We start from the raw sequence: 22,478 nt of genomic DNA, 5'->3' as shown, positions 1-22,478 counted from the left end.
GCGCCAGTGAGCGCCGCGTTGCTGGTGTTTGCAGGCGAGTGCGGCTTGTGGCCTCAGACGCCTTGCTTCAGGCTGGCAGAAATGAACGCATCCAAATCTCCGTCCAGCACCTTCTGTGTGGCCGAAGTTTCGTAGTTGGTGCGCAAGTCCTTGATGCGGCTTTGGTCCAGCACATAGCTGCGAATTTGGTGACCCCAGCCCACATCGGTCTTGGTGTCTTCGAGCTTTTGCTGTTCTTCGGCGCGCTTGCGCATCTCGTGGTCGTACAGGCGCGAACGCAGTCGCTTCCAGGCCACATCGCGGTTGCTGTGCTGGCTACGGCCGTCTTGGCACTGCACGACGATGCCGGTCGGGATGTGCGTGAGGCGCACGGCCGAGTCGGTCTTGTTGATGTGCTGACCGCCGGCGCCGGAGGCGCGGAAGGTGTCGGTGCGCACGTCGGCCGGGTTGATGTCGATCTCGATCGAGTCATCGATTTCCGGGTAGACGAAGAGCGAGGCAAAGCTGGTGTGGCGGCCGCCCGAGCTGTCAAAGGGGCTCTTGCGCACCAGGCGGTGCACGCCGGTTTCGGTGCGCAGCAGGCCGAAGGCGTACTCGCCTTCCACCTTGATGGTGGCGCTCTTGATGCCGGCCACATCGCCCGCGGTTTCGTCTTCCAGCGTGGCGGTGAAGCCCTTGCGCTCGCAGTACTTCAGGTACTGGCGCAGCAGCATGCTGGCCCAGTCGCAGGCCTCGGTGCCGCCGGCGCCGGCCTGGATGTCGATGAAGCAGTTGCTGGGGTCGGCCGGGTTGTTGAACATGCGGCGGAATTCCAGCTGCTCAACGATTTCGTTGAGTTTGGCGGCGTCACCCTCGATGGCTTCCAAACCGTCGAAGTCTTGCTCTTCCTTGACCATCTCGTACAACTCGCTGCTGTCAGCGAGGTTGCTGGTCAGGTGGTCGATGGTGCTGACCACGTTTTCGAGCGTGCGCTTTTCCTTGCCCAGTTCCTGGGCGCGCTTGGGCTCGTTCCAGACGCTGGGGTTCTCCAGCGCGGCATTGACTTCGTTCAGTCGCAGTGCTTTGCGATCGTAGTCAAAGATACCCCCTTAGCGCGTCAGTACGCGCTGTCAGGTCGGCCAAGGTGGTGCCGATGGTGTTAATGCGTTCGATGTCCATGAGGGATCCTGTCAGAGCTAGTTTCGCGGCGGTCTTTTTCGGCTGGCTCGGGGCCCCGATGCAGGGCGGCCGCGCGCGCGAACAATTCAGCATTTTTACATGAGCGGCCCGGCTCAGGCAGCGGCTTGGCAAAGTGGCGCCAAACTGCGGCACACTGCAAGCCCATGGAAATGCCCGATTACGAGGATTTGAGCCGCCGCACGCAGCCCCGCGCTCGGCTGCTGCAGGCCTATTGGCGCCGCACTTGCCGGCTCACCGCGGTGCTCTTGCTGGTGTGGGCGCTGGCCAGCTTTGGGCTGATTTACTTTGCCCGCGACCTGTCTTTCAACTTCTTCGGCTGGCCGTTTGGCTTTTGGGTTGCCTCGCAAGGCGCCTTGATGGTGTTCTGCCTGATCGTGGCCTTTTACGCTTGGGCGATGGGGCGGCTGGATGCGCAGACGGCCGCGCTGCTGCAGGCCGAGGGCGCGGAGCGCCCCTAAACGCCTAGTGCCCAGCTCAGCGCAAAAAGTCTTCCAGCGCCTGCGCCAGGGCTTCAGGTTGGTCGTGGTGCAGCATGTGTCCGGCCTCGTCCAAAACCACGCGGCGCAGCTGTTTGACGACGGCAATGCGCTGCTCGAAATCCTCGCGGGGAAAGCGATCACCGAACCAGCGCAACACCTGGGTGTTCTTGCCTTCCACCCACAGCGTGGGCGCGGCGATGCGTTCCCAGCAGGCCACGACTTCGGCGCGACGATAAAGCGTTGGGTTGGTGAGCTTGTGGGCCGGGTCGCCCAGAATCTGCCATTCGCTGCCGCTTGCATTGCCCTGGGCTGTGCTGACTTCACGCGCCCAATGCGGCGCCAGCCATGCGGCTTTGTCCGCTGCCAGGCGCGGGTTGGTTCTCATCAGGCGGGCGGCCACCTCGGCCAGGCTGGCATAGGGCTTGAGTTGGGGCGGCGCCTGTAATTCGTCCAGCCACTGGATCAACCGATCCGGTGCCAATTCGGGCGCAGCATCGGGCAGGCCAAAGCCTTCCAGATTGATCAGGCGGCGGATGCGCTGCGGGCGCACGCCGGCGTAAGCCATCACCACATTGCCGCCCATGCTGTGGCCCAGCAGGTCCACCGCTTGATCGGGGCTGATGGCCTTGAGCAAGGCATCTAGATCGCCCAGGTAGTCGGGGAACCAGTAGCTGTCGGCGCCGCTGCAATCACTCAGGCCAAAGCCGCGCCAGTCCATGGCAATCACCCGCCGGTCCTCGGCAAGCGCGTCGACCACGAACTGGAACGAAGCGCCCACATCCATCCAACCATGCAGCAGTACCAGCGGCGGGCGGTCGGGCGTGACCAAGCTGGCGTCGCCCCAGTTCAGCACATGATGGCGCAGGCCACGCAGGGTCAGGAACTGGCTTTGGTGCTGGCGGCGTGGGGTGTAGCTGGCGGCTGCTTGGGGGCGGGCGCTTGAGTGAGAAGTGGCTTCGGTCATGCCAGCGAATATAGGGGAGGCAAGGGCGCGCTGATGTCGGGCAGGCGACAAGGGCTCGCCGCCAGAAGGCTGCGGCCCGACAGCTGCGCCGGGCAGGCAGAATGCCCGCATGACTTCAACGCCACCCTACGCCATTCGCCCGGCCACGCCCGCCGATGTCCCGCAATTGGTCAGCTTGATCGAAGAGCTGGCCGAGTTCGAGAACCTCACGCATATGTTGGCGTTGAGCGCCGACAAGCTCCACCCGCATCTCTTCGGCGACAAGCCGGTGGTGGAGGCCTTGATCGGTGAGATCGATGGCGAGACGGTGGGCTTCGCGCTCTTCTTCACCAACTTCAGCACCTTCCTGGCCAAGCCTGGCCTGTATCTGGAAGACCTGTATGTGCGCCCCGCCCATCGTGGCTCGGGCCTGGGCAAAGGCATCTTGACCCGTTTGGCCCAGATCGCGCTGGAGCGGGACTACGGCCGCTTCGAGTGGAGTGTGCTGGATTGGAACGAAACCGCGATCCGCTTTTACGAGCGCATGGGCGCCACCTTGCTGCCCGACTGGCGCATCTGCCGCATCAGCGGCGAGGCGTTGGAAAAGTACCGCAGTTGAGCCAAGAGCAATTTTTCAACCCGCTTTGACGCAGACCGGGACCGGGTTGGTCACTTGCATGGGCTGACCGAAGCTGTCCCGCATGGTGCCGCTGCTGGCTTGCGCTTCGAGGCGGCCGGGCGCGCGTGCGATGCTGCCGTCCGGCAAGCGCTCCTCGTAGAAGCAGGCGACGGCGCCCATGGCGATTGCGAAGCGTTCGCTCAGATTCAGCCGTACCGAATTGGCTCTGGGGTCGCGCAAGGCTTGATCCCGCACGTCGGCTTGCTGGCTGCGGGATGTGTATGGCAATCGCGCCGGCAGGCGCAAGTTCAGTGGCGCGGATGCCGCGTTTGAAGCTTCCGATTCAAGCGCTATTGCTTGTGTGGAGGCTGCGACGCTGCTGTCACGGGCGGCGAGGGGTGCACTCGGGCCGGCGAGCGGCTCGGCGGATTGCGGCGAGACGGGATTGGCCTGAACGATCCGCCCCGTCGGCCCTGAAGTTCCTGCCCTGGCTGCGCGTGCTCGGACAGACGCAGGGGGCTGCAACAGCGTCACCAAAAGCGAGCTAGGCCTGGCGGCGAGCTCTTGCAATCCCCTGTCATGTTGCCGCCAGGCGGCCAGCAATAGGCCGAACCAGGCCAAATGCATCAGCAGCACCAGGCCGATGGCGGCCGCACGTTGCGGCACGCTCAGCGGCTCAGTTGCACCGACAGTTTGCTGTTGGCGGGCGCCACCAACTTGGCCGAGTCGGGCCAGCGTTCCTGGCCGCTCAGCACGGTGCAGAAGGGGCGCGGATCGGGTTCGTTCTTGCCGTTCTTTTTGACCACCGGGCTCTTGCTGGGCGGCAGGGCCTCCAGTGGCAGCGCCAAGGTTTGGCCGCCCTCCGGCCATTCCAGCTGCCAGCCGGCTTGCGGGCTACAGATTTTCAGGCCCTCGATTTGCGGCATCAGCCAACGCAAGTAGAAGGGCAGCATCTCGGTGCGCAAGCTATGGCCCACGCGCATGATGCGGCGCACCAGCTTCATGTCCACCTCCTCGGGCTTGGCGTTGATCTCCAGCAGCCCTTGAATGCGCATCGTGCCCTTGGGCTGGTTGCTGGCGACTTCGGCTTCCTTGGCCTGCGCTTGTGGCAGCAGCGGCAGCACAAAGGCGCCGTCGGCCGCCACGGGAATGGGGATGTAGCGGTCCTCGCTACTCAAGGCCAGCTTGGGGTTGATCAGCGGCTTTTGATCGTCTTTGGGAAGCAATTTGAAGTCCAGGCGCACCAGCCCTTCGCCCACGGTTTGCAGCTGGGTGAGCACCCGGTTCAGCATCGCGTAGGGCAGCACGGCGGGGTCCTTTTGCATTTGAACCGTGACGGTCTCCAACTGCGCAGGCGCCGAAGCCGCGGGGCTTGGCGCGGCGTCTTGAGCTATTGCCTGCGTGCTCAGCAAGACCATGCTGCCAAGGGCAAGCGCCAGCTTGCGCAGGGCTGGGGTGGTGATGAACGATTCAAACTGAGAAATCTTCATGGTGTGCGAGTGAGCCATTTGCAAGGTTGAACGGAGGGCGGACCAAGTCGAGCAGGAGAGGGGGATGAGTCGAGTTCTGCGCCTATTTATCGCAAAGTTTGGCAAGTGCCGGCGTGGGATTGATGCCTTGATTGAAGGGGTCCAATCGGGCGATACGGGGCTGTTCCATGTCGATGCACAGCGAGCCTTGGCGCACCCGCCGTTTGCCATCGCCGGTGATGGTTTCAACCCTGTTCGGGTCGCTGCCCAGGGCGCTGGCCATGCGTTCACCGAGGTCAGGGCGCTGGCTATTGCTGCGCGGGTCTTGGGTGGCGGCAAATGAGGGGCGCTTCGGGTCTTGGGCTGCCTGCGCCCGCTCTTGCGCGGTACCGGGCAGTTGCAAATTGAGCGGGGCTGGTGTGGTTGCAGGGGCCGAGGCGGCTGCGGCAACTGAAGGGGCCGCGCTGGGTGTGATCAGGGTGATGCTCGTCGTGACGCGATCGTCCGGCTGGCTTGACTTTGCAGGCTGCCGCTCGGCTTTGGCCACCTTGTTGTTAGGCGCCGAGCTGGCCTGCAGTTCGCTGCGCGGGTTTGATTTGGACTTGGCCTTGCCGGCGTTCAACCAGATGGGAATCAGCACGGTCTGCTGCGCTTGGCGGCCGGGCTGCACACTGGGTTTGGCCCGCAGCTGCTGAACCATCAGCCAGCCCAGGCCCAGATGCAGCAGGGCCAGCAGGCCCAGCAGCAGGGGGCGGCGCAAAGGCGTTGCCTTATTTGGCATCGCGCTCGCCGTCGCTTTGGCCGTCGCTTGCTGGCTCCGGCCCGTCGACATAACTCAGCAAATCACCGGGCTGGCAATCCAGCGTCCGGCAGATGGCCGCCAGGGTGTCGAAGCGTACGCCGCGCACCTTGCCGGACTTCAGCAGCGACAAATTCGCCTCGGTGATGCCCACCGCCTCGGCCAACTCGCGTGAGCGCATCTTGCGCCGCGCCAGCATCACATCCAGGGTCACGATCACTGGCATCAGACGAACTCGGCGTTTTCTTGCGCCACGCGGGTGGCTTCAAACATCACCCGGGCGATGGCCCAGAAGATCAGGCCGAAAAACAGGCTGAAGCCATGCTCGAAACCCAAACCGAGGTTGAGTAAACGCTGGCCCGGCGGGTTGCCTATGGTCAGGGCCAGCACGGACAAGGTGTCTCCCAGCGGCGAGGCCAAGGTGTGCGCCACCAGGGCGAAGGCAAAACGCCGCAGGCGCAGCACCGGCTCGGTCGCAAAGACTTCGCCGCGTTCAAAGCAGCTGAACAACACCCAAACCTGCCACAGCGCAAACAGGCGCACGCCGCCCAAGAGCCAGCTGCTCAGCCAGCCCAGCAAGCGGGCGCCGCTGTCGAGTTGCAGCAGGGCGTCCGCCCGGTGCAGTTGCTGCCGGGCGGAAGACTCTACCCATTCCGGATTGGTCCAAAAAGCGATCGGCCCCAGCAGGATCACCAAAGCGCCCAGCAAACAGCACAGCTTGACCCCTTGAGCCAAGCGGGACATCGATTTGGCGGCCTGTGCATCGCCAAAGCTGGCGCTGGGAAGGGCATGGCCCGGTCTGCTCATGGTGAGTTCTTCATTGTTCATTGATAAAAATTTACTGTAAAACAATAATTTATCAATGTAAAGTACTCATACAGATGGAAGACCTTGAGGCTTGTTCTGCCCATGAGACGACTCGCACCCTATGCCGGATTGGCGCTGACGCTGCTGGGTTTGCTGCTGGCCGGCCTGCTTTTGGCGGCGCCTCGGCTTTAGTTCGGCGCTTGCTGGTCGGGCCAGGCCGGGTTGATCAGCGCGAAGACCTGGTGGTCGCGCCAAGCCTCGTTGATGAAGAGGTAGCGCCGCTGCAGGCCGGCGTCTTCAAAGCCCAGGCGCTGCAACAGGCCGAGGCTGCGCAGGTTTTCCGGGCGCACGGCGGCTTGCAGGCGATGCAAATGGATGCCGCCCGGCGCAAAAGCTTGCGCGATGACGCATTGCAAGGCCTCGCGCATCAAGCCCTGGCCTTGCGCGGCAGCATCAAGCTTGTAGCCCAAGGCCGCGTTCTGGAATGGGCCACGCGAGACCTGTGAAAGCTGCACCTTGCCGATGATTTTTTCCGGCTCGCTCAGCGGGCTCAGCCAGTAGTTATAGCCCTGGTCGTCGGCCCAGGCTTGGGCGCTTTGGCTCAAGGCAAGCGCCACGGTTTCTGCTTCGAAATAGCTCGGCGGGTAGCTGGGATCCCAGGGAGCGAAATGGGCGAGGTTGCGCAACTGAAAGGCGCACACGGCTTCAGTGAGCTGGGGCGCCGGAGCGCGCAGCAGCAGGCGCGCGCTGCGCAACTCGGTGAGTACCGTGCGCGCGGCCGTCATGGCTTGGCGGCGGGCGCTTGTTGATGCTCCTGGCGCGGCGCGTGCGGAGTAAAGCGCAAGGCCTTGCCGATGCGGTTCCATGCATTGATGTGCGCCACCGAGGCGGTCAAAAAGCTCAGATCGGCGGGGCCGAATTCGGCCAGCACTTGGGCGAACAGCTCATCGCTGATGGCGCCTTGTGCGGACAAGGTCAGCTGTTCGGCATAGGCCAGGGCCAGGCGCTCGCGCGGGCTGAAGACGGGGGCCTCATGCCAGGCGGCCAGCTGGTCCAGCTTGTCGGTCGACACATGCAGGCTGCGCGCCAAGTTGAGGTGGTACTGCAGGCAAAAAGCGCAGCCATTGAGTTGCGAGGCGCGCAGCTTGATGAGTTCGATCAAATCCTTGCCCAGGCCCGAGCCACCCACGGCCTTGCCAATGGCGCCCAGGCCTTCCATCACGCCAGGGGCGAGTTTGGCGAAATCTGCGTAATCAATGCGCACGGAGGTCATGGTGGAGGCTGCGGGGAAGTTGAATTGGCGCTGATTATTGCCCCGCCGCGAGGCGCATTGGCCGAGCCCAATCGACTTGGCGCGCCGGCGCGCGCGAACTTCATGCCTGCGCAGCGCCGCTTATCGGCCATTAACGCAGTTCGTCGCTTTGCGATGGAGCCGGCCGGGATGAGTCGGGATACTGGCGGCCTGAGATCCTGAGGATCGGCCTCAAGAGGGCAAGGGAGTTTTTGATGTTCAACAGCCAAGGCAAGACAAAAAAACGAAATGGCATTCCGTTGGCCGGCGTATTGCTGCTGGCTTCAAGCCTGCTCGTGCCCGCTGCCCCCGCCGAGGCCAGCGAGGTGGTCAAGCTGGTGCGCCTGGTGATGACCGGCAAGCGCATCAGCAATGCACCGGTCAAGCCGGTCAAGAAAACGCAGGCACCGCAGCGCGCCGATGAGACGGAGGCCCGTGTCGCCGAAGCCCAGCGCAGCGCCTTCCGCCCCATTTGATGGCTCGATCTGGCCCCATGACTTCACCCGCCTCGCGGCGGACGGGTGGGCCGATGGGGCTTTTCATTGCCCCGGCCGACCTGGCTTGCATCGGCCATAAGTGCTTCTTCAGCGAATCATTGGCGGCGACGGATGCAGGCGGCCCATCGCCAAAGCCGTCACATAGGCACCGTCACGCAAGGCATAGGCAGGCATGCGGCCTTCCTCTACAAATCCAAAGCGCTGGTAGAGGCGAATCGCGCGAGCGTTGTCGGCATAGACGGTGAGCTCGATGCGCAACACTTGGGCCCAGTTGTCGGCATAGTCCAGCAGCGCAGCCATCAGTGCCGCGCCCACCCCCTGACCCTGCGCGCGGCTGGCCACCATGATGCCCATCTCGGCCACATGGCGGCGCCGCGTCTGCCCGGTGACCGGGTGCAGGCCCACGCAGCCCAACAACTCATCACCGCGCTCCGCCACCAGATGCACATCTGGCAGTGCGTGTCCCGCTTTGGCGCTTTCTTGCAGGCGGTGCTGCCATTGCTCTTCGCTGGCGTAGGGCATTTGCAGCAGGCCACCAAAAACGGCGGGCTCGGCCACCAAGCGGGCGATGGCGGCGGCGTCTGACAGTTGGCGGCGGCGGATGCGAATGTCCATTGGAGTCTCTCCTTGTCTGTGGTTGGGCGGGTGGACCTTTGGAAACAAAAAAGCCCGCTGGGGCAGCGGGCTTGGGGAGGATTTGGTGGAGGAATTTGGCGGTGAGCGTCGTTCGCTGCTAACGGATCACCCAGGCATGGCCGACCTGCATTAGATGCAGGTGCGCATGCATGTGTAGCTGGCACAGGCCGAGCGTGGGGGAGGGGATCCAGGCAGTCATGGGCCCAGTATGGTCAGGAGGTGGTGCCTCGGTCAAGCCAGCATGAGGTTTGAATGACGGAGTGCGGCGTGGCTGCGACAATCAGCGCCATGCCCCGCCTGACTGCCATCCCCGCCGCCACTGCCCCAACTTCACCTGCCGCTGAGGTGCAGCAAGCGCCCAAGGGTCAGGTCTTGCCGGCTGAACGATTCGCCTTGCGGGTGGGGCCCAGCGTCATTGACGGCCTGGGTGTTTTCGCCGCCGAGGCGATTCCCGCGCGGCGCAAGATTGGTGAGCTGCGCGGCGAGGCGATCTCGGTGCGCGAGGCACGCAAACGGGCCAAGGGCCGGGAGCGCATTCACATCGTTGAGGTGTCGGAAACCCGCGCCGTCGATGCCACCGAATCCAAAGACGCGCTGCGCCACATCAACCACAGCTGCGCCGCCAATGCCAAGCTGCGCATCAGCCAAGGCCGGGTGGAGTTTTATGCCCTGCGCGATATCGAGCCCGGCGAGGAGCTGAGTTGCGACTACGGCGTCAGCCACCACGAAGGGCGGCTCAGCTGCCGCTGCGGCGCGCCGAATTGCGCGGGCCGGCTTTGAGGCTGGCCGGCGTGGCCAAAACAGGCCGCTGAAATCTACTGAAGAGTCGTAGGAAAGCAGAACCAGCGCAGCCTCGCCGAGCCGGTGTATCCGGCTGGCAAGGACTGAGCGGCTCAGGCCATCAGGACAGCGCTTGTCCGTCTTGCGGCTGCAGCCAGAACAGGCGCAGGTCTTGGGCCGAGAACAGGGCGTCGTCCAGCAGCACGTCCTGGTCGATGTCGTCTTCGGGCTCGTACTGCTCGGCGATGTAAGCCTCGCGCTGCTCACCGGGCGGCATGGCCACGGCGGCCACCGACATCAGCATGGCGTCCAGCATCTGGCCGGCTTCGCTTTCGCTGTCGTGCACATACCAGGCTTGCTCGTTGTCTTCCACGGCTTGCATAAAGCCTTCCACCCACATCAGGCCGGGAGGCGGCAGTTCGCTGAGTTGGTCTTCGCTCAGCACGCCTTGCTTGAGCAGATCGGCCTTGGTGGCTTCGTCGAACTCGGTGATCAGCGGCGTCAGCAGCATGGCTTCCGGGTCGGCCGACAGGGCCTCGGGGTCCAGGCTCTCAGAGATTTCGTTCCAGCGCGTCATCAGCACGCTCATGAACTCTTCGGTGGCGTCTTGCTCGTCCAGCGGTGCGGCCCAGTCTTCGCCGAACAAGGCGTCCATGGCGGCGATGGGGCTCAGCACCACGGGGCCGCAGATCAGCGCGGTCATATAGCCGTCCAGCGTGTCAATGGGCACGGCTTGCTCATCCTCGGGCGTGGCGGCCACCAGGATTTGCAGCAGGGCGGCCAGGCGCTCTGCATTGGCGTGGTCGATATCGTGTTGGGTCGAGTCAGTCATGGTGTTCGTCCTTGAAAAATGACAAGGGCTCTCGAGGATTTTTCGAGAGCCCTTGTCTTGGGGTTGTCAGTTAAGAAAAGAAGTTAGAGCCGCTCGCTCACCCAGGCTTGCACGCCTGCCAGCGCCGCTGGCAAGGCTGCTGGCTGGGTGCCACCGGCCATGGCCAGATCGGGCTTGCCGCCGCCCTTGCCGCCGCACTGCTGGGCCACAAAGCTGACCAGCTCGCCGGCCTTGAGGCCGCGGGCGATGTAGTCGGCGGTGACGCCGGCCGAGAGGTTGACCTTCTCGCCATCGACCGAGGCCAGCACGATGATGGCCGAGTGCATCTTGTCGCGCAGCTTGTCGATGGTTTCGCGCAAGGTCTTGGCGTCGGCGCCGTCCAGCGTGGCGGTCAAGACTTTGGCACCCTTGACCTCGACGGCTTGCGTCATCAAGTCATTGCTTTGCGCGGCGGCCAGGCGGCTCTTGGCGCTGGCCAGTTCTTTTTCCAGTGCCTTGACCTGGTCCAGCACGGCGTTGACGCGCTGCTCCAGCTCGGCCGGTGCGGCCTTGAGCGTGCCGGCCACGGCCGCCACGGTGTTCTCCAGGCCTTGGACATAGGCCAGTGCGCCAGCGCCGGTGACGGCTTCAACGCGGCGGATGCCGGCGGCAACGCCAGCTTCGGCCACGATCTTGAACAGGCCGATATCGCCGGTCGCCTTGACGTGGGTGCCGCCGCACAGTTCCTTGGAGGAGCCGATGGACAGCACGCGCACGGTCTCACCGTACTTCTCGCCGAACAACATCATGGCGCCGCTCTTTTGTGCGTCTTCCAGGTTCATCACCTGGGCTTGCGCGGCGGCATTGGCCAGGATCTCGGCGTTCACGATGGCTTCCACCTGAGCGATTTGCTCGGCCGTGACGGGCGCGTTGTGGGCGAAGTCGAAACGGGTGCGATCCGCTGTGACTTGCGAGCCCTTTTGCTGCACATGGGCGCCCAGCACTTCGCGCAAGGCCTTGTGCATCAGGTGGGTGGCGCTGTGGTTGCGAATGGTCTTGGCGCGTGTCTCGGCGTCCACCTTGGCGCTGAACTGGTCGCCGATCTTGATGGCGCCTTCCAGCACGCGGCCGTGGTGGCCGAACACATCGGCCTGGATCTTCAGCGTGTCTTCGACAGCGAAACGGCTTGTCAAATTGCGCAGCTCGCCGCTATCACCGGCCTGGCCGCCGCTTTCGGCGTAGAAGGGCGTGTGGTCCAGCACGATGACGGCGTCGTCACCCGCGTTGGCTTGGGTCACGCTTTGGCCGTCGATGTAGATGGCGGTGACTTTGGAGGTCTCGCACACCAGATGCTCGTAGCCGTGGAAGGTGGTGGGCGCGCCTGTGTAGGCCAGGCCCTGAGCCATCTTGAACTTGCCGGCGGCGCGGGCTTGTTCGCGCTGGCGGGTCATGGCGGCGTCAAAGCCGGCTTGGTCCACGGTCACGCCGCGTTCGCGGCAGACGTCGGCGGTCAGGTCGACCGGGAAGCCGTAGGTGTCATGCAGCTTGAAGGCAGTTTCGCCGTCAACTTGGCTGGAGCCATTGGCCAGGGCGGCTTCCAGGATTTCCATGCCATTGGCAATGGTCTGGAAGAAGCGCTCTTCTTCTTGCTTGAGCACTTCGGTGACGCGAGTCTGCGCCTGGCGCAGCTCGGGGTAGGCGTCGCCCATCTGGTTCACCAGTTCGACCACGATCTTGTGGAAGAAGGGGGTGCGGGCGCCCAGCTTGTAGCCGTGGCGGATGGCGCGGCGGGCAATGCGGCGCAGCACATAGCCGCGGCCTTCGTTGCCGGGGATGATGCCGTCGACGATGGTGAAGGAGCAGGCACGGATGTGGTCGGCAATCACTTTGAGCGAGGCGCTCTCGGCGTCGCAGTTCACCGCGCCGGCTTCGTCCACAGCCTTTTTGGCGGCGTCGAGCAGGGCCACAAAGGTGTCGATGGCGTAATTGCTGTGCACATGCTGCAGCACGGCGGCCAAGCGCTCGAGGCCCATGCCGGTGTCAACCGAAGGCTTGGGCAGCTTGTGCATCACACCGTCTTCGGTGCGATTGAACTGCATGAAGACGTTGTTCCAGATCTCGATGTAGCGGTCGCCGTTCTCGTCCGGGCTGCCTGGGGGGCCGCCGGCCACTTCGGGGCCGTGGTCGAAGAAGATCTCGGTGCAAGGGCCGCAAGGGCCGGTGTCGCCCATCATCCAGAAGTTGTCGCTCTGGTAGCGGCCGCCCTTGTTGTCGCCGATGCGCACGATGCGCTCGGCCGGGATGCCGACAACCTTGTTCCAGATTTCGTAAGCCTCGTCATCCTCGGCATAGACCGTCACCCACAGCTTTTCGGCCGGCAGGTGGAAATGTTCGGTCAGCAATTCCCAGGCGAAGGAGATCGCGTCGTGCTTGAAATAGTCGCCGAACGAAAAGTTGCCCAGCATCTCGAAGAAGGTGTGGTGGCGGGCGGTGTAGCCGACGTTGTCCAGGTCGTTGTGCTTGCCGCCGGCGCGGATGCACTTCTGGCTGGTGGTGGCGCGGTTGTAGGCGCGCTTATCGAACCCCAGGAACACGTCCTTGAATTGGTTCATACCCGCGTTGGTGAACAGCAGCGTCGGGTCGTCGCCGGGCACTACCGGGCTGGAGGAGACGATCTGGTGACCCTTGGACTCGAAGAACTTCAAGAAGGTCTGGCGGATTTCTGCTGCTTTCATGCGGGCTCTACTTTCGGGTCGGCTGCGCCTTGGCGGCGCACGATGGAGTCTGGCTTGGCGCAAAAAACGCGGGCTCGGGCCCGCGTTGCTTGGTCAGGATTCACTGGGGCCCGATTATATGGGGATGCCCTGGTGACAGCGGCGCCCAGGCGCCTCGGTTAGAGTGCTGCCACAAGCATGTTGGAGAACCGCCTATGAATCAAACGACTTCCCCTTTGGCCACCTTGGATGACGCCAGCCTTTTGCGCACCCAGGCGCTGATCAACGGTGAATGGGTCAGCGGCACCAGCAGCTTCGCCGTCACCGACCCCGCCACTGGCGCGCTCTTGGCTGAGGTGGCCAATCTGGGGCCGACCGAAGCGCAAGCGGCGATTGCCGCGGCCAACCATGCCTGGGGCCCCTGGCGCAGCAAGACCGCCAAGGAGCGCGCCGCCATTCTGATGCGCTGGTCGCAGCTGCTGAATAAGCATGCCGACGACCTGGCCCGCATCATGACGGCCGAGCAGGGCAAGCCCCTGGCCGAAGCGCGTGGCGAAGTGGCCTATGGCGCCAGCTTCATCGACTGGTTTGCCGAAGAGGGCAAGCGCGTCTACGGCGAAACCATCCCCACCACCGACAACAACAAGCGCTACCTGGTCATCAAGCAGCCCATGGGCGTTTGCGCGGCCATCACGCCCTGGAATTTCCCCATCGCCATGATCACCCGTAAGGTGGCGCCGGCGCTGGCCGCAGGCTGCACCGTGGTGATCAAGCCGGCCGAGGCCACGCCTCTGTGTGCCCTGGCCGTGGCCGAATTGGCGCAGCGCGCGGGCATGCCCGCGGGCGTGTTGAATGTGTTGACGGCGGACGCCGACAACTCGGTCGCCATCGGCCATGTGCTGTGCGACAGCGATGTGGTGCGCCATCTGTCCTTCACCGGCTCCACCGAAGTCGGCCGCATTCTGATGCGCCAGTGCGCGGGCACGGTGAAGAAGCTTTCGCTGGAGCTGGGCGGCAATGCGCCTTTCATCGTCTTTGACGATGCCGATCTGGACAGCGCCGTGGACGGCGCCATCGCCAGCAAATACCGCAATGCCGGCCAGACCTGTGTGTGCGCCAACCGTCTGTATGTGCAGGCCGGTGTGTATGAGGCCTTCTTGGAAAAGCTAACGGCGAAGGTCAGTGCACTCAAGCTGGGCAATGGCTTTGAGTCGGGCGTCAATGTGGGCCCGCTGATCGATGCTCAAGCCATGGCCAAGGTGCAAAGCCATGTGGACGATGCCCTGGCCCTGGGCGCGCGCCTGCTGGTGGGCGGCAAGGCGGCCACCGAGCTGGGCGCGCAGTATTTCGAACCCACCTTGCTGGCCGATGTGACGCCGGCCATGCTGTGCTCGCGCGAAGAAACCTTTGGCCCGCTGGCGCCGGTATTCAAGTTCCAAACCGAAGCCGAGGCCATCGCCCTGGCCAACAACACCGAGTTCGGTCTGGCCAGCTATTTCTACAGCCGCGACATCGGCCGCATCTTCCGGGTCGGCGAGGCGCTGGAGTACGGCATGGTGGGCGTCAACACCGGCCTGATCGCCACGGCTGAAGTGCCTTTCGGCGGTGTCAAGCAATCCGGCCTTGGCCGCGAAGGTGCGCATCAAGGCATGGATGACTATGTGGAGATCAAGTACCTCTGCCTGGGCGATATTCAAAAGTAAGGATTTCGATAGAAGCGCTGGCTGAGCCCAGCAAGCTTTGCGCTTGCGCCGCATCAAGCCATAAAAATGGGCACCCAGATGGGTGCCCTTTTTGCTGCGCGCTCAAACTGAGCGCCGTGCTCAGGACGCGAGCTTGAACACCGCGACCGAACCGACCAATTGCTGGGCTTGCAGCTTGAGGCTTTCGGCGGCTGCCGCTGACTGTTCCACCAGCGCGGCGTTTTCCTGCGTGGCCCGGTCCATATGGGCCACGGCCTCGCCGACCTGGCTGACGCCCGTGCTTTGCTCGCGGCTGGCCGCGCTGATTTCACCCATGATGTTGGTGACGCTGCGGATGGCGGCCACCACTTCCTCGATGGTGGCGCCGGCGCTGTCGACTTGGGCGCAGCCCAGCTCGACCCGTTCCACGCTGGCGTTGATCAAGCTCTTGATTTCGCGGGCCGCTTCGGCCGAGCGGCCGGCCAGCGTGCGCACCTCGCTGGCCACCACGGCAAAGCCGCGCCCTTGCTCGCCAGCGCGGGCTGCTTCGACGGCAGCGTTCAGCGCCAGGATATTGGTCTGAAAAGCAATGCCGTCGATGACGCCGATGATGTCGGCAATCTTGCGCGAGCTATCGCTGATGGCGCGCATGGTGCCCACCACTTGGCCGACGGCCACACCGCCTTGCTGCGCCACTTGTGAGGCCGTTTGCGCCAGCTGATTGGCGGACAGCGCATTGTCGGCATTGCCGCGCACGGTGCTGCCCAGCTGCTCCATCGACGAGGCGGTTTGCTGGAGCGCCGAGGCCTGCTGTTCGGTGCGCAGCGACAGATCGCTATTGCCTGAGGAGATTTGGGCCGAGGCGGTGGCCACGCCCTCGGCATTCGCACGCACGCCCTTGACGATGTCGGCTAGGCGGGACTGCATCTGCTGCATGGCGGCCAGCAGGCGAGCGGTTTCGTTGCTGCCGCTACCGTCGATGGGCATGGCCAGATCACCAGCGGCCACGCTGCTGGCAACGCGTACGGCCACTTCCAATGGCTCGGTGATGGAGCGGATCAGCCACCAGCAGCACCCCACGGCCAAGATCAGGGCCAGCACGCCTAAGCCCAGTAGCTGCAGCAGGGTGTCGTCAATTTCTGCGCTGACAAGCCGGCCATCCCGGTGCATCTGGCTTTCGCTTTGCTCGACCAATTTGTCCACCGCCGCCATATAGGCCAGGTGCTTGGGTCGCATGTCTTTGAGCAGTGCGGTCTTGGCTTGCTCCATCTCGCCCGCTTCGACGGCTTGCGTGACCCGGTCGCGCACGATGCGGTACTCGCCGCGCGCTTGATTCAACTCGGCCAAGCCGCGCTTGCTCTCGGGCGAGGTCAGTACTTTGTTGAGCTTGTCCAGCGTGGCTGCTGTGGTTTTGGAAATCTCGGCGATCTGGCCGAACTGTTGGGCGATCTCGGCCTTGTCATTGAGGATGATGACATCGCGCATGGCCCGCGCCACCTGGCCGTTGGCTTCTTTGACCGACAGCAACATCTTGACCGTGGGGTAGCGCTCATCCATGGTGAGGTGGAATTGCTGGTCGACCGCGCTCATCCTTGTCCAAGCCAGGCTGACCAGCAGCACGATCAACAGCAGCATGGCGGCAAAACCCAGGCACAGCCGGGTGGAGATCTTCATCGCGTTGAAGCTCATCGGGAATTCACTCTCGCTCTTGTTCGGTAGTTTTAAGAAAAGCCGACGAGCGTAGGGGCCGGCTTACGGCGGCGGCATGAGCTAGATCAAGACGGGCGGGGTGCTGGCCGCCAGCAGTGCGATCTCCGGAGCAAGCCTCCGGAACAAGCTTTCGCCGCTTGTCAAAGGGCTTGCTGCATTCCTGCGGCCAATGAAAAAAGGGCAGCTCGCGCTGCCCTTTTGTTGCCTTGCTAGATCAAGTACCTCTGCCTGGGAGACATTTTTCGCTAGGCGCCGCTCACCCAGAAACGAAAAAACCGCGAGGCAGCTTTTGGCTGCACTCGCGGTTGCCGACTTGATCGGACGGGCTTGGTAGCCCCGTCCGTCATCGTGCTTGAGGCTTACTCGACGTCCACGCTGAAAGTCAGCGCGGTCAGGCGGGGGGCGCCCAAGTAGTAGAAAGCCGTGGACGGGTTGTAGTTGGCACCCGAGCCATTCAGCTTCGTCGCAGCTGCATTGGTGATGACCGACGAAGCGCTGCGGTACTTGGTGTTGGTGATGTTGCTGATGTTCAAGCGCAGTTGCGGGTTCTTCAGCATGCCCCAGCTTGAGAACTTGTAGCCAGCGTCAAAGTCACCCGACGTGTAGCCAGGAGCCTCTTCCTGGTTCATCAGGTCGACGAACTGTGCGCCGGTGTACTTGCCCTTCAGGCGCAGGTAGATCGGGCCTTGTTCGTACTGCAGCGACAGCGAGGCCATCTTCTCCGGCGTCTTGCCGAATTGCTTGTCCTTCGTCGGCAGCAGGCCCGTGGTGGTGACCCGCAGGTCTTCCTTCATCTTGCTCTTCTGGAATGTCAGCGAACCGTAGGCCGAGAAGCCGCTGTAGACGCCGCTGCCCAGTTCCAATTCCAGGCCGCGGTTTTTCGTGCCACCTGCGTTCAAATAGGTGCTGACCAGGGTTTCCGGATCGGTCGCCTGAACCTGGCGGTTCTTGAAGTCGGAGTTGAACAGCGTGACGGAGAGCGACAGATCGCGAGACTGGAAGCGATAGCCGGCGTCGATCATCGTCGAGGTTTCCGACTTGACTTCCAGCAGGGGTTCCACCGGGCCGCCGTTAATGGAAGCCACATAGACACCGCTGGAGCTGACCTGGTACGCGTAGTTCGGCGGCGCACGGAAGTTCTTCGACACGTTCGCGAAGACGTGTTGCTTCTTGTCGATGTTGAAGCGGGCGCCCAACTGCGGCAGCACTTCGCGGAAGGTTCGTTCGATATTGAAGGTCTTGCTGGTCGCTGTGCCGGGTGTGTAGACGCCATTGACCACCGTGTAGTTCGGAACCTTGGTCTCGTTGGCGTAGTTGGTGACATCACGCGTCACGCTGGGCAGCTTGATGCCCAGGTTGATGAAGGCGCGGTCGTTCAGGAAGCTGATCTGATCGTTCAGATAAAGCTGGTAGACCGTACTGATCGTCTTGCTGTCGCGGCCTTCATAGCAAGAGCCATCGACGCGCTGCACGCAGTCGTTCCGCAACCACTTGTCCGTCGCCGTACCGTCGGCATTCAACCGGACGGCGGGCTGGGTCTGACGGTGCGAGGCACGCTCGTACCACAGGCCCGCTTTCAGCGAATGGTTGCCCACCGTGGTGCTCACCTCGGCAGTGACGCCGGGGCGGTTGGTCTTGGTCACGCTGGCGCGGCCCAGAGCCACGGTGTCCAGCGTGTCGCCGTCACCGTTAATGTCTTTCGCGCCGCCCATCAGGCCGGTGCTTTCCGACAGCAGCAGGCGCGACCAGCCGCCATTGCCGAAGCCGTACCACATATAGGGCTGCACCTTCAGGTAGGTGTCTTGGGCGAGCTTGAACGAGCCCGAGACCGAGGCAATCACGTTCTCGAACGGGTTGAGCGCCAGGCCGTAGTAGACGCCCGACCCGGCCGCGGTGACGGGCTGGGCGATGTCTACTTGCGCGCCTGGGCCGGGCGTCTTCTGCCCGATGTTGGTGGGCGAGTAGTCATATTTGTAGCCGTACTGGTTCAACTGCGCCAGGCTGAGCGTCTGGATGTTTTGGTTGACCATCCGGTTGTACAGGATCGAACCCAGGATCTTGTTGTCTTCGTTCAGATCGAGCGAGAAGCCGGCGTCGATGTGATCCTTCTTGCCTGTGCCAATGCCCTTCCACTTGTCGACTTCAGCGTGTGAATAGCTCAGGAACACCTTGGCCTTGTCGTTGGCGAAGCGACCCGAGTCAAGACGCACGAAGGTGCGCTTCAGGTTCAGGCCACCGAGGGTCTGGCTGAAACGGGCTCGGCGAGTGTCGGAGGGGTCGCAGGTGATCATGCTCACCGAACCGCCAGTGGCGCCGCTGTTTGGCGACTCCAGCTCAGGAGAACCCTGGGCCACCGAAGCGGTACAGACGTTCTCCTTGTCGATCATTTCTTGGGCGTAAAAGGCGTAGCCACCCGAGTCGTTGACCGGCACGCCATTCACCGTGAAGCCGATCTGGTCGGACGCGAAGCCGCGGATGCTGACGTCGCCGCCGAACATGCCAGTGGCGTCGTAGTTGTAGGTGTTCACGCCGGGCAGCAAGGCAATACTCTGCAACACGTTGCCCGTGCCGAGTTCCTTCTCCATGGCAGCTTTGGTGATGGTGCTGCGGCCTTTGACCGAGTCATCCTGGATCATCTGACCGCCGGCGAGCTTGCCTTGGCCCACCACGCTGATCGTGCCCAGGCGGACCGTGTCCTCCTTGGCGCGTGGTGTCGCTTCGTCGTTGGCTGCAGCGTTGCCGCTGCTTTGCTGGGCCATCGCGGGAACACCAGCCAGCAGGGCCACGGCCAGGCTCAGTGCCGTCCTGGAGAAGGCGGCGTAGCCGGAAGAAACCTGTCGTTTGCTCATCTCAAAAAGCTCCTGTGATCGAAATCAAAAAATAAGAAAAATGAAATCCTGCAAGCTGCTCTCGTCTCAACTGGCAAACGTTTGCCAATCAATGCCTCGGCCACTCGAAATCTTGTTCTCGGCGACTTGTCAGCACTGACTTGTCACCGCATTGCGCCGAACGCAGCAGGTCGAAAACGTTTGCGGCAACTTATTTGCCGGGAACGTTCGCGTTGCCTATCTGCCTCCGAACTTTCGCGTCCAGACCCTGTCTCTTTGTCAGCAGTGCGCCACTTTATGGTCTGCACTGCATTTCTTACCCCCGTGCTTCACCCGAGCGAAGGGCGCACAAACTGCACGCAAGCGCGATTTTCATATGTGAATATTCCAAATCGGTGACATCTTCCGTTTGACCCATGACTTGTCGTTTTGCTGCGACAGCTTGGCGCCGCTGGCGGCATTCCGCCAGCGTCTGTGGCCGGGCCTGATTTGCCGGGCGGCGTTAACATGCGCCGCTTTCACGGCCGTCTGCCTTTGGGTGGATGGCTTCGCCTATGGCCTGTTCGGGCCTTTCTTCGATTCGCTGGAGCTGCCCCTTGTTGCCCACGCCCCCCCATTCCAAACGCCTCAGCACCGGGCGTTCGCCCGCTGCAGGCGCGCTGCTTGCCGTTCTTACCGCTGCACTTTTAGGCGCTTGCGCCAGCAAAGTGCCGCTCAAACCCGCTGAAGTGGCACCTGCGCCGACCCGCGAGTTGAGCGTTTTTTCCATCAACGACTTCCACGGCAATATCCAGCCCAAGTCGCCGGTGCCCTTGTCGCCGCGCCTGCCCGATGCCAAGACGGGCGAGATCAAACCGCAGCCGGCGGGTGGGGTGGCTTATCTGGCCAGCGCCATGCAGCAGCTGCGTGCCGGTAAGCCCAATTCGGTGTTTGTGGCGGCGGGTGATTTGATTGGCGCCTCCCCGCAAATGTCCGCGCTCTTGAAAGATGAGCCCAGCTTGGCTGCCTTGAGTGAGCTGGATCTGGCGGCCAGCGCCCTGGGCAATCACGAGCTGGATGCCGGCTTGCAGGAGTTTTTGCGCAAGACGCGCGGCATCTGCCAGGCCGAAGGTTGCGTTTGGCCCGGCTTCAAGGGAACTGCCTTTCCGTATCTGGCGGCCAATCTGCTGGATGCCAACACCGGCAAGCCCGTGCTGCCCACCCATGTGATCAAGCAAGTGGGCGACTTCAAGGTGGCCTTTGTTGGCGCCGTGACGCGCGATACGCCCTCGGTGGTGGTGCCGCGCGCCATCGTCGGCCTGCGTTTCAGCGATGAGGCCAACACCCTCAATGCCCTGATTCCGCAACTGCGCGCCGAAGGGGCGCAGGTCTTGATCGCCGTGATGCACGAGGGTGCCGAGCATAAGGGCGCCGCCAATGACCCCAGCTACGAATGCGCAGGGCTGCAAGGCCGCGGCGTGGACATCGCCAAACGCCTGGATCCGGCCTACGCCATGATCATCAGCGGCCACACCCACCAGGCCTACACCTGCAAGGTGGATGGCCGTTTGCTGGTGCAAGCCGGCAGCTACGGCGGCTGGGTGACGGAAAGCAAGCTAACGCTGGATATGAACGGCAAGGTGCTGGCCGCGGAGGCGGTCAATCACCCCGTTTTGCAGTCTAGCTATGCCCCCAACCCGGCGTTTGTGGCCCTGGTGCAGCGCGCCGCCGAGCTGACCGCTGCGGCTCGCAACAAGCCGGTGGCACGCCTGACCGAAGGCGCCGTGCGTTTCAGCAAAGCGCCCTTTGGTGATTCGCCTCTTGGCAATCTGATCGCCGATTCGCAGCTGGCTTATGCCCAGAAGCGTGGCACCGCCGCAGACATCGCGATGATGAACCCGGGCGGCATCCGCGCTGACCTGACCCTGGAGTCGGATCGCCCGGTCACCATGAGCGATGTGCTGGCAATTCAGCCCTTCGGCAATGAGTTGGTGGCCTTGACCATCAGTGGCGCGCAACTGCGTGAACTGCTGCAGCGCCAGCTTCCCAAGGCCGATGCGGCCCCGCGCTTTTTGCAAATCTCCAGCAGCTTGACTTACCGCTGGCAGCAAGGGGCCGATGGCGTGGCCCAGCTGAGCGATGTGAAGGTGAACGGCAAAGCCCTGGACGCTGCGCGCGATTACCGCGTGGTGGTCAACAACTTCATGGCCGAAGGTGGCGACGGCAGCGCCGTGCTGAGCAAAGGCCGTGACCGCACCGTGGTGGGCCCGGATGTAGATGCCTTGGTGGAATGGCTGAGCGAGAACCCGAAGGCCGTGCAGCAAGCAAAGGTGGGGCGCATTGTGAAGGAGTGAACCCCGGGCAAGGGTTGGGATTGCGAGGTGATTGAGCGTGTTTGATCGCCCCTCCCGCCACGCTTAGCAGACGAACTGCGCAAAGAAATCGCCCCCCAGCCTTGCGGCTGGGGGGCGATTTTGTTTCGCTGCTCCGGAAATCAGCGCGCCGTCCCGCTGCGTGTGCTGGCCGCAGCGGAGGGCACCTTGCAGCTAAATTGCGCCGGCCTTTTCCTTCGTTTTGGGGTGCTGGTGCACCACAAAACCTGATGGGGCGCCAGCGCGGCTTGCGCATGCCGCTGCCCACTCATCGAAGCTGGAGTCAGAGACCTCCAGTCCGTCTAGCGAAGCGATGGGCTCGCTGGATTGATCGTTAGTTGGTGTTTCTTTCTTCCCCAGGCCCATAGCCGCAGCCCATGCCAAGACACGTTGCTTGCGCGAACCATTGCGCTCATTCATTGGTTTCATTCCTCCCTTTTCTTCCTTGGCTGAAGCATCGGCGATAAGGCGTCGGGGAGGCTATCCAACTGATGGGGGTGTTGTTGCATTGTTGGTGGGGAATATGCACCGCTTCAATCTCGGCAGCTTTGCTGGCGAGACTGAAGGCCCCCTCGGTTTTAGTGCTGCAGCACGGCGAGAAGTTTCGAGCCGCAATGCCGGGCGCGTACCCCGGACTGTTCCCCGCATTGTTCCCCTGGGTTTGCTGCGCTGGATGACGCGAGCAGGCGTCAGCTTGACGAAAAAAAGCCCCTAAGTCATTGATTTGACTAGGGGCTAGATCGTGTGTGAATGCATAGATTCACTTGTCTGGAGCGGGTGATGGGAATCGAACCCACGTGATCTGCTTGGGAAGCTACGTCACGAGCTGTGGTTGCGTCCTGCGAGCACAGGACGCAGTCCGCGCCCGTAACGCAGCCAAGCA

Annotated in this window: 21 protein-coding genes; 6 read left to right on the top strand and 15 right to left on the bottom strand. The window is 63.1% G+C overall.

All coding sequences use genetic code 11. The features are described from left to right. Positions 1 to 53: 53 nt before the first annotated feature. Positions 54 to 1,158 (bottom strand): peptide chain release factor 2 gene (gene prfB / locus AABB87_RS19315; RefSeq protein WP_156422024.1). Its coding sequence is split into 2 segments (ribosomal slippage): positions 54 to 1,076 and positions 1,078 to 1,158, totalling 1,104 coding nucleotides; the frame shifts between segments, so codons are not numbered across the junction. 164 nt (positions 1,159 to 1,322) lie between these two features. Here prfB and AABB87_RS19310 point away from each other — a divergent pair. Beyond that, the gene (locus tag AABB87_RS19310; protein WP_341972912.1) at positions 1,323 to 1,637 is read left to right on the top strand and encodes a DUF4212 domain-containing protein; all 315 of its coding nucleotides are present in this window, start codon (positions 1,323 to 1,325) and stop codon (positions 1,635 to 1,637) included. Positions 1,638 to 1,653: 16 nt separating this feature from the next. Here AABB87_RS19310 and AABB87_RS19305 read toward each other — a convergent pair whose 3' ends face one another. Then, complete coding sequence (locus AABB87_RS19305; protein WP_341972911.1) at positions 1,654 to 2,622, bottom strand: alpha/beta fold hydrolase; 969 nt, start codon at positions 2,620 to 2,622, stop codon at positions 1,654 to 1,656. A gap of 109 nt (positions 2,623 to 2,731) precedes the next feature. Between AABB87_RS19305 and AABB87_RS19300 the strand changes: the two genes are divergently transcribed. After that, on the top strand, positions 2,732 to 3,220 hold the full coding sequence (locus AABB87_RS19300; RefSeq protein ID WP_341972910.1) for a GNAT family N-acetyltransferase: 489 nt from the start codon (positions 2,732 to 2,734) through the stop codon (positions 3,218 to 3,220). A 15-nt stretch (positions 3,221 to 3,235) separates the two neighbouring features. Here the strand turns inward: AABB87_RS19300 and AABB87_RS19295 are convergent, their stop codons facing one another. The 7 genes from AABB87_RS19295 to AABB87_RS19265 all read right to left on the bottom strand — a co-directional run bounded on the left by AABB87_RS19295 (position 3,236) and on the right by AABB87_RS19265 (position 7,568). Beyond that, entirely contained in the window at positions 3,236 to 3,508 is a 273-nt protein-coding gene (locus tag AABB87_RS19295; RefSeq protein WP_341972909.1) for a hypothetical protein, read from the bottom strand. A 380-nt stretch (positions 3,509 to 3,888) separates the two neighbouring features. Further along, on the bottom strand, positions 3,889 to 4,710 hold the full coding sequence (locus tag AABB87_RS19290; protein WP_341972908.1) for a DUF2987 domain-containing protein: 822 nt from the start codon (positions 4,708 to 4,710) through the stop codon (positions 3,889 to 3,891). 82 nt (positions 4,711 to 4,792) lie between these two features. Further along, complete coding sequence (locus AABB87_RS19285) at positions 4,793 to 5,470, bottom strand: hypothetical protein (protein WP_341972907.1); 678 nt, start codon at positions 5,468 to 5,470, stop codon at positions 4,793 to 4,795. Then, the gene (locus tag AABB87_RS19280; RefSeq protein WP_341972906.1) at positions 5,460 to 5,714 is read right to left on the bottom strand and encodes a helix-turn-helix domain-containing protein; all 255 of its coding nucleotides are present in this window, start codon (positions 5,712 to 5,714) and stop codon (positions 5,460 to 5,462) included. The genes AABB87_RS19285 and AABB87_RS19280 overlap by 11 nt, the downstream gene beginning before the upstream one ends. Beyond that, on the bottom strand, positions 5,714 to 6,295 hold the full coding sequence (locus tag AABB87_RS19275; protein WP_341972905.1) for a DUF2975 domain-containing protein: 582 nt from the start codon (positions 6,293 to 6,295) through the stop codon (positions 5,714 to 5,716). The genes AABB87_RS19280 and AABB87_RS19275 overlap by 1 nt, the downstream gene beginning before the upstream one ends. Before the next feature lie 188 nt (positions 6,296 to 6,483). Then, the gene (locus tag AABB87_RS19270; protein WP_341972904.1) at positions 6,484 to 7,080 is read right to left on the bottom strand and encodes a GNAT family N-acetyltransferase; all 597 of its coding nucleotides are present in this window, start codon (positions 7,078 to 7,080) and stop codon (positions 6,484 to 6,486) included. Continuing rightward, positions 7,077 to 7,568, bottom strand: a complete 492-nt coding sequence (locus AABB87_RS19265; protein ID WP_341972903.1) for a carboxymuconolactone decarboxylase family protein — start codon at positions 7,566 to 7,568, stop codon at positions 7,077 to 7,079. The genes AABB87_RS19270 and AABB87_RS19265 overlap by 4 nt, the downstream gene beginning before the upstream one ends. A 233-nt stretch (positions 7,569 to 7,801) precedes the next feature. Here AABB87_RS19265 and AABB87_RS19260 point away from each other — a divergent pair, with 233 nt between their 5' ends. Next, positions 7,802 to 8,062 carry a hypothetical protein gene (locus AABB87_RS19260; RefSeq protein WP_341972902.1) on the top strand — a complete coding sequence of 87 codons (261 nt, stop codon included), beginning with the start codon at positions 7,802 to 7,804 and terminating at the stop codon, positions 8,060 to 8,062. A gap of 108 nt (positions 8,063 to 8,170) precedes the next feature. Here the strand turns inward: AABB87_RS19260 and AABB87_RS19255 are convergent, their stop codons facing one another. Beyond that, on the bottom strand, positions 8,171 to 8,698 hold the full coding sequence (locus AABB87_RS19255; RefSeq protein ID WP_341972901.1) for a GNAT family N-acetyltransferase: 528 nt from the start codon (positions 8,696 to 8,698) through the stop codon (positions 8,171 to 8,173). A gap of 309 nt (positions 8,699 to 9,007) precedes the next feature. Here AABB87_RS19255 and AABB87_RS19250 point away from each other — a divergent pair, with 309 nt between their 5' ends. Continuing rightward, positions 9,008 to 9,499, top strand: coding sequence for an SET domain-containing protein (locus AABB87_RS19250; RefSeq protein ID WP_341972900.1), 492 nt, complete (start codon positions 9,008 to 9,010; stop codon positions 9,497 to 9,499). Between the two features lie 121 nt (positions 9,500 to 9,620). Here AABB87_RS19250 and AABB87_RS19245 read toward each other — a convergent pair whose 3' ends face one another. Beyond that, positions 9,621 to 10,331 carry a UPF0149 family protein gene (locus tag AABB87_RS19245; RefSeq protein WP_058720448.1) on the bottom strand — a complete coding sequence of 237 codons (711 nt, stop codon included), beginning with the start codon at positions 10,329 to 10,331 and terminating at the stop codon, positions 9,621 to 9,623. Between the two features lie 83 nt (positions 10,332 to 10,414). Beyond that, positions 10,415 to 13,045: an alanine--tRNA ligase gene (alaS, locus tag AABB87_RS19240; RefSeq protein ID WP_341972899.1), complete on the bottom strand. Its 2,631-nt coding sequence runs from the start codon at positions 13,043 to 13,045 to the stop codon at positions 10,415 to 10,417. 194 nt (positions 13,046 to 13,239) lie between these two features. On the opposite strand from alaS, the gene AABB87_RS19235 reads away from it, so the two are divergent. After that, positions 13,240 to 14,727 carry an NAD-dependent succinate-semialdehyde dehydrogenase gene (locus tag AABB87_RS19235; protein WP_058720446.1) on the top strand — a complete coding sequence of 496 codons (1,488 nt, stop codon included), beginning with the start codon at positions 13,240 to 13,242 and terminating at the stop codon, positions 14,725 to 14,727. 120 nt (positions 14,728 to 14,847) lie between these two features. Here the strand turns inward: AABB87_RS19235 and AABB87_RS19230 are convergent, their stop codons facing one another. Together AABB87_RS19230 and AABB87_RS19225 are read right to left on the bottom strand one after the other, a co-directional pair. Further along, positions 14,848 to 16,395 carry a methyl-accepting chemotaxis protein gene (locus AABB87_RS19230; RefSeq protein WP_341972898.1) on the bottom strand — a complete coding sequence of 516 codons (1,548 nt, stop codon included), beginning with the start codon at positions 16,393 to 16,395 and terminating at the stop codon, positions 14,848 to 14,850. Positions 16,396 to 16,775: 380 nt separating this feature from the next. Further along, entirely contained in the window at positions 16,776 to 19,265 is a 2,490-nt protein-coding gene (locus AABB87_RS19225; RefSeq protein ID WP_341972897.1) for a TonB-dependent receptor, read from the bottom strand. 575 nt (positions 19,266 to 19,840) lie between these two features. On the opposite strand from AABB87_RS19225, the gene AABB87_RS19220 reads away from it, so the two are divergent. Continuing rightward, positions 19,841 to 21,577: a bifunctional metallophosphatase/5'-nucleotidase gene (locus AABB87_RS19220; protein ID WP_341972896.1), complete on the top strand. Its 1,737-nt coding sequence runs from the start codon at positions 19,841 to 19,843 to the stop codon at positions 21,575 to 21,577. A 192-nt stretch (positions 21,578 to 21,769) separates the two neighbouring features. Here AABB87_RS19220 and AABB87_RS19215 read toward each other — a convergent pair whose 3' ends face one another. Further along, positions 21,770 to 22,024, bottom strand: a complete 255-nt coding sequence (locus AABB87_RS19215; protein ID WP_341972895.1) for a hypothetical protein — start codon at positions 22,022 to 22,024, stop codon at positions 21,770 to 21,772. Between the last annotated feature and the right edge of the window lie 454 nt (positions 22,025 to 22,478).

Origin of the sequence: Roseateles sp. PN1 (assembly GCF_038419725.1) — a bacterium.
In the GTDB taxonomy this organism is placed as follows: Bacteria; Pseudomonadota; Gammaproteobacteria; order Burkholderiales; family Burkholderiaceae_C; genus Paucibacter_A.
The sequence above is the reverse complement of the archived record's forward strand: the minus strand, read 5'-3'. Positions and strand labels throughout refer to the sequence as shown.

Bases quoted from the DNA above. Each gene is read 5' to 3' on its own strand.
- AABB87_RS19215 (WP_341972895.1), bottom strand. From the start codon at position 22,024: ATGAAACCAATGAATGAGCGCAATGGTTCGCGCAAGCAACGTGTCTTG.
- AABB87_RS19245 (WP_058720448.1), bottom strand. From the start codon at position 10,331: ATGACTGACTCGACCCAACACGATATCGACCACGCCAATGCAGAGCGC.
- AABB87_RS19255 (WP_341972901.1), bottom strand. From the start codon at position 8,698: ATGGACATTCGCATCCGCCGCCGCCAACTGTCAGACGCCGCCGCCATC.
- AABB87_RS19230 (WP_341972898.1), bottom strand. From the start codon at position 16,395: ATGAGCTTCAACGCGATGAAGATCTCCACCCGGCTGTGCCTGGGTTTT.
- AABB87_RS19275 (WP_341972905.1), bottom strand. From the start codon at position 6,295: ATGAGCAGACCGGGCCATGCCCTTCCCAGCGCCAGCTTTGGCGATGCA.
- AABB87_RS19235 (WP_058720446.1), top strand. From the start codon at position 13,240: ATGAATCAAACGACTTCCCCTTTGGCCACCTTGGATGACGCCAGCCTT.
- AABB87_RS19310 (WP_341972912.1), top strand. From the start codon at position 1,323: ATGGAAATGCCCGATTACGAGGATTTGAGCCGCCGCACGCAGCCCCGC.
- AABB87_RS19290 (WP_341972908.1), bottom strand. From the start codon at position 4,710: ATGAAGATTTCTCAGTTTGAATCGTTCATCACCACCCCAGCCCTGCGC.
- AABB87_RS19265 (WP_341972903.1), bottom strand. From the start codon at position 7,568: ATGACCTCCGTGCGCATTGATTACGCAGATTTCGCCAAACTCGCCCCT.
- alaS (WP_341972899.1), bottom strand. From the start codon at position 13,045: ATGAAAGCAGCAGAAATCCGCCAGACCTTCTTGAAGTTCTTCGAGTCC.
- AABB87_RS19285 (WP_341972907.1), bottom strand. From the start codon at position 5,470: ATGCCAAATAAGGCAACGCCTTTGCGCCGCCCCCTGCTGCTGGGCCTG.
- AABB87_RS19305 (WP_341972911.1), bottom strand. From the start codon at position 2,622: ATGACCGAAGCCACTTCTCACTCAAGCGCCCGCCCCCAAGCAGCCGCC.
- AABB87_RS19250 (WP_341972900.1), top strand. From the start codon at position 9,008: ATGCCCCGCCTGACTGCCATCCCCGCCGCCACTGCCCCAACTTCACCT.
- AABB87_RS19280 (WP_341972906.1), bottom strand. From the start codon at position 5,714: ATGCCAGTGATCGTGACCCTGGATGTGATGCTGGCGCGGCGCAAGATG.
- AABB87_RS19225 (WP_341972897.1), bottom strand. From the start codon at position 19,265: ATGAGCAAACGACAGGTTTCTTCCGGCTACGCCGCCTTCTCCAGGACG.
- AABB87_RS19300 (WP_341972910.1), top strand. From the start codon at position 2,732: ATGACTTCAACGCCACCCTACGCCATTCGCCCGGCCACGCCCGCCGAT.
- AABB87_RS19260 (WP_341972902.1), top strand. From the start codon at position 7,802: ATGTTCAACAGCCAAGGCAAGACAAAAAAACGAAATGGCATTCCGTTG.
- AABB87_RS19270 (WP_341972904.1), bottom strand. From the start codon at position 7,080: ATGACGGCCGCGCGCACGGTACTCACCGAGTTGCGCAGCGCGCGCCTG.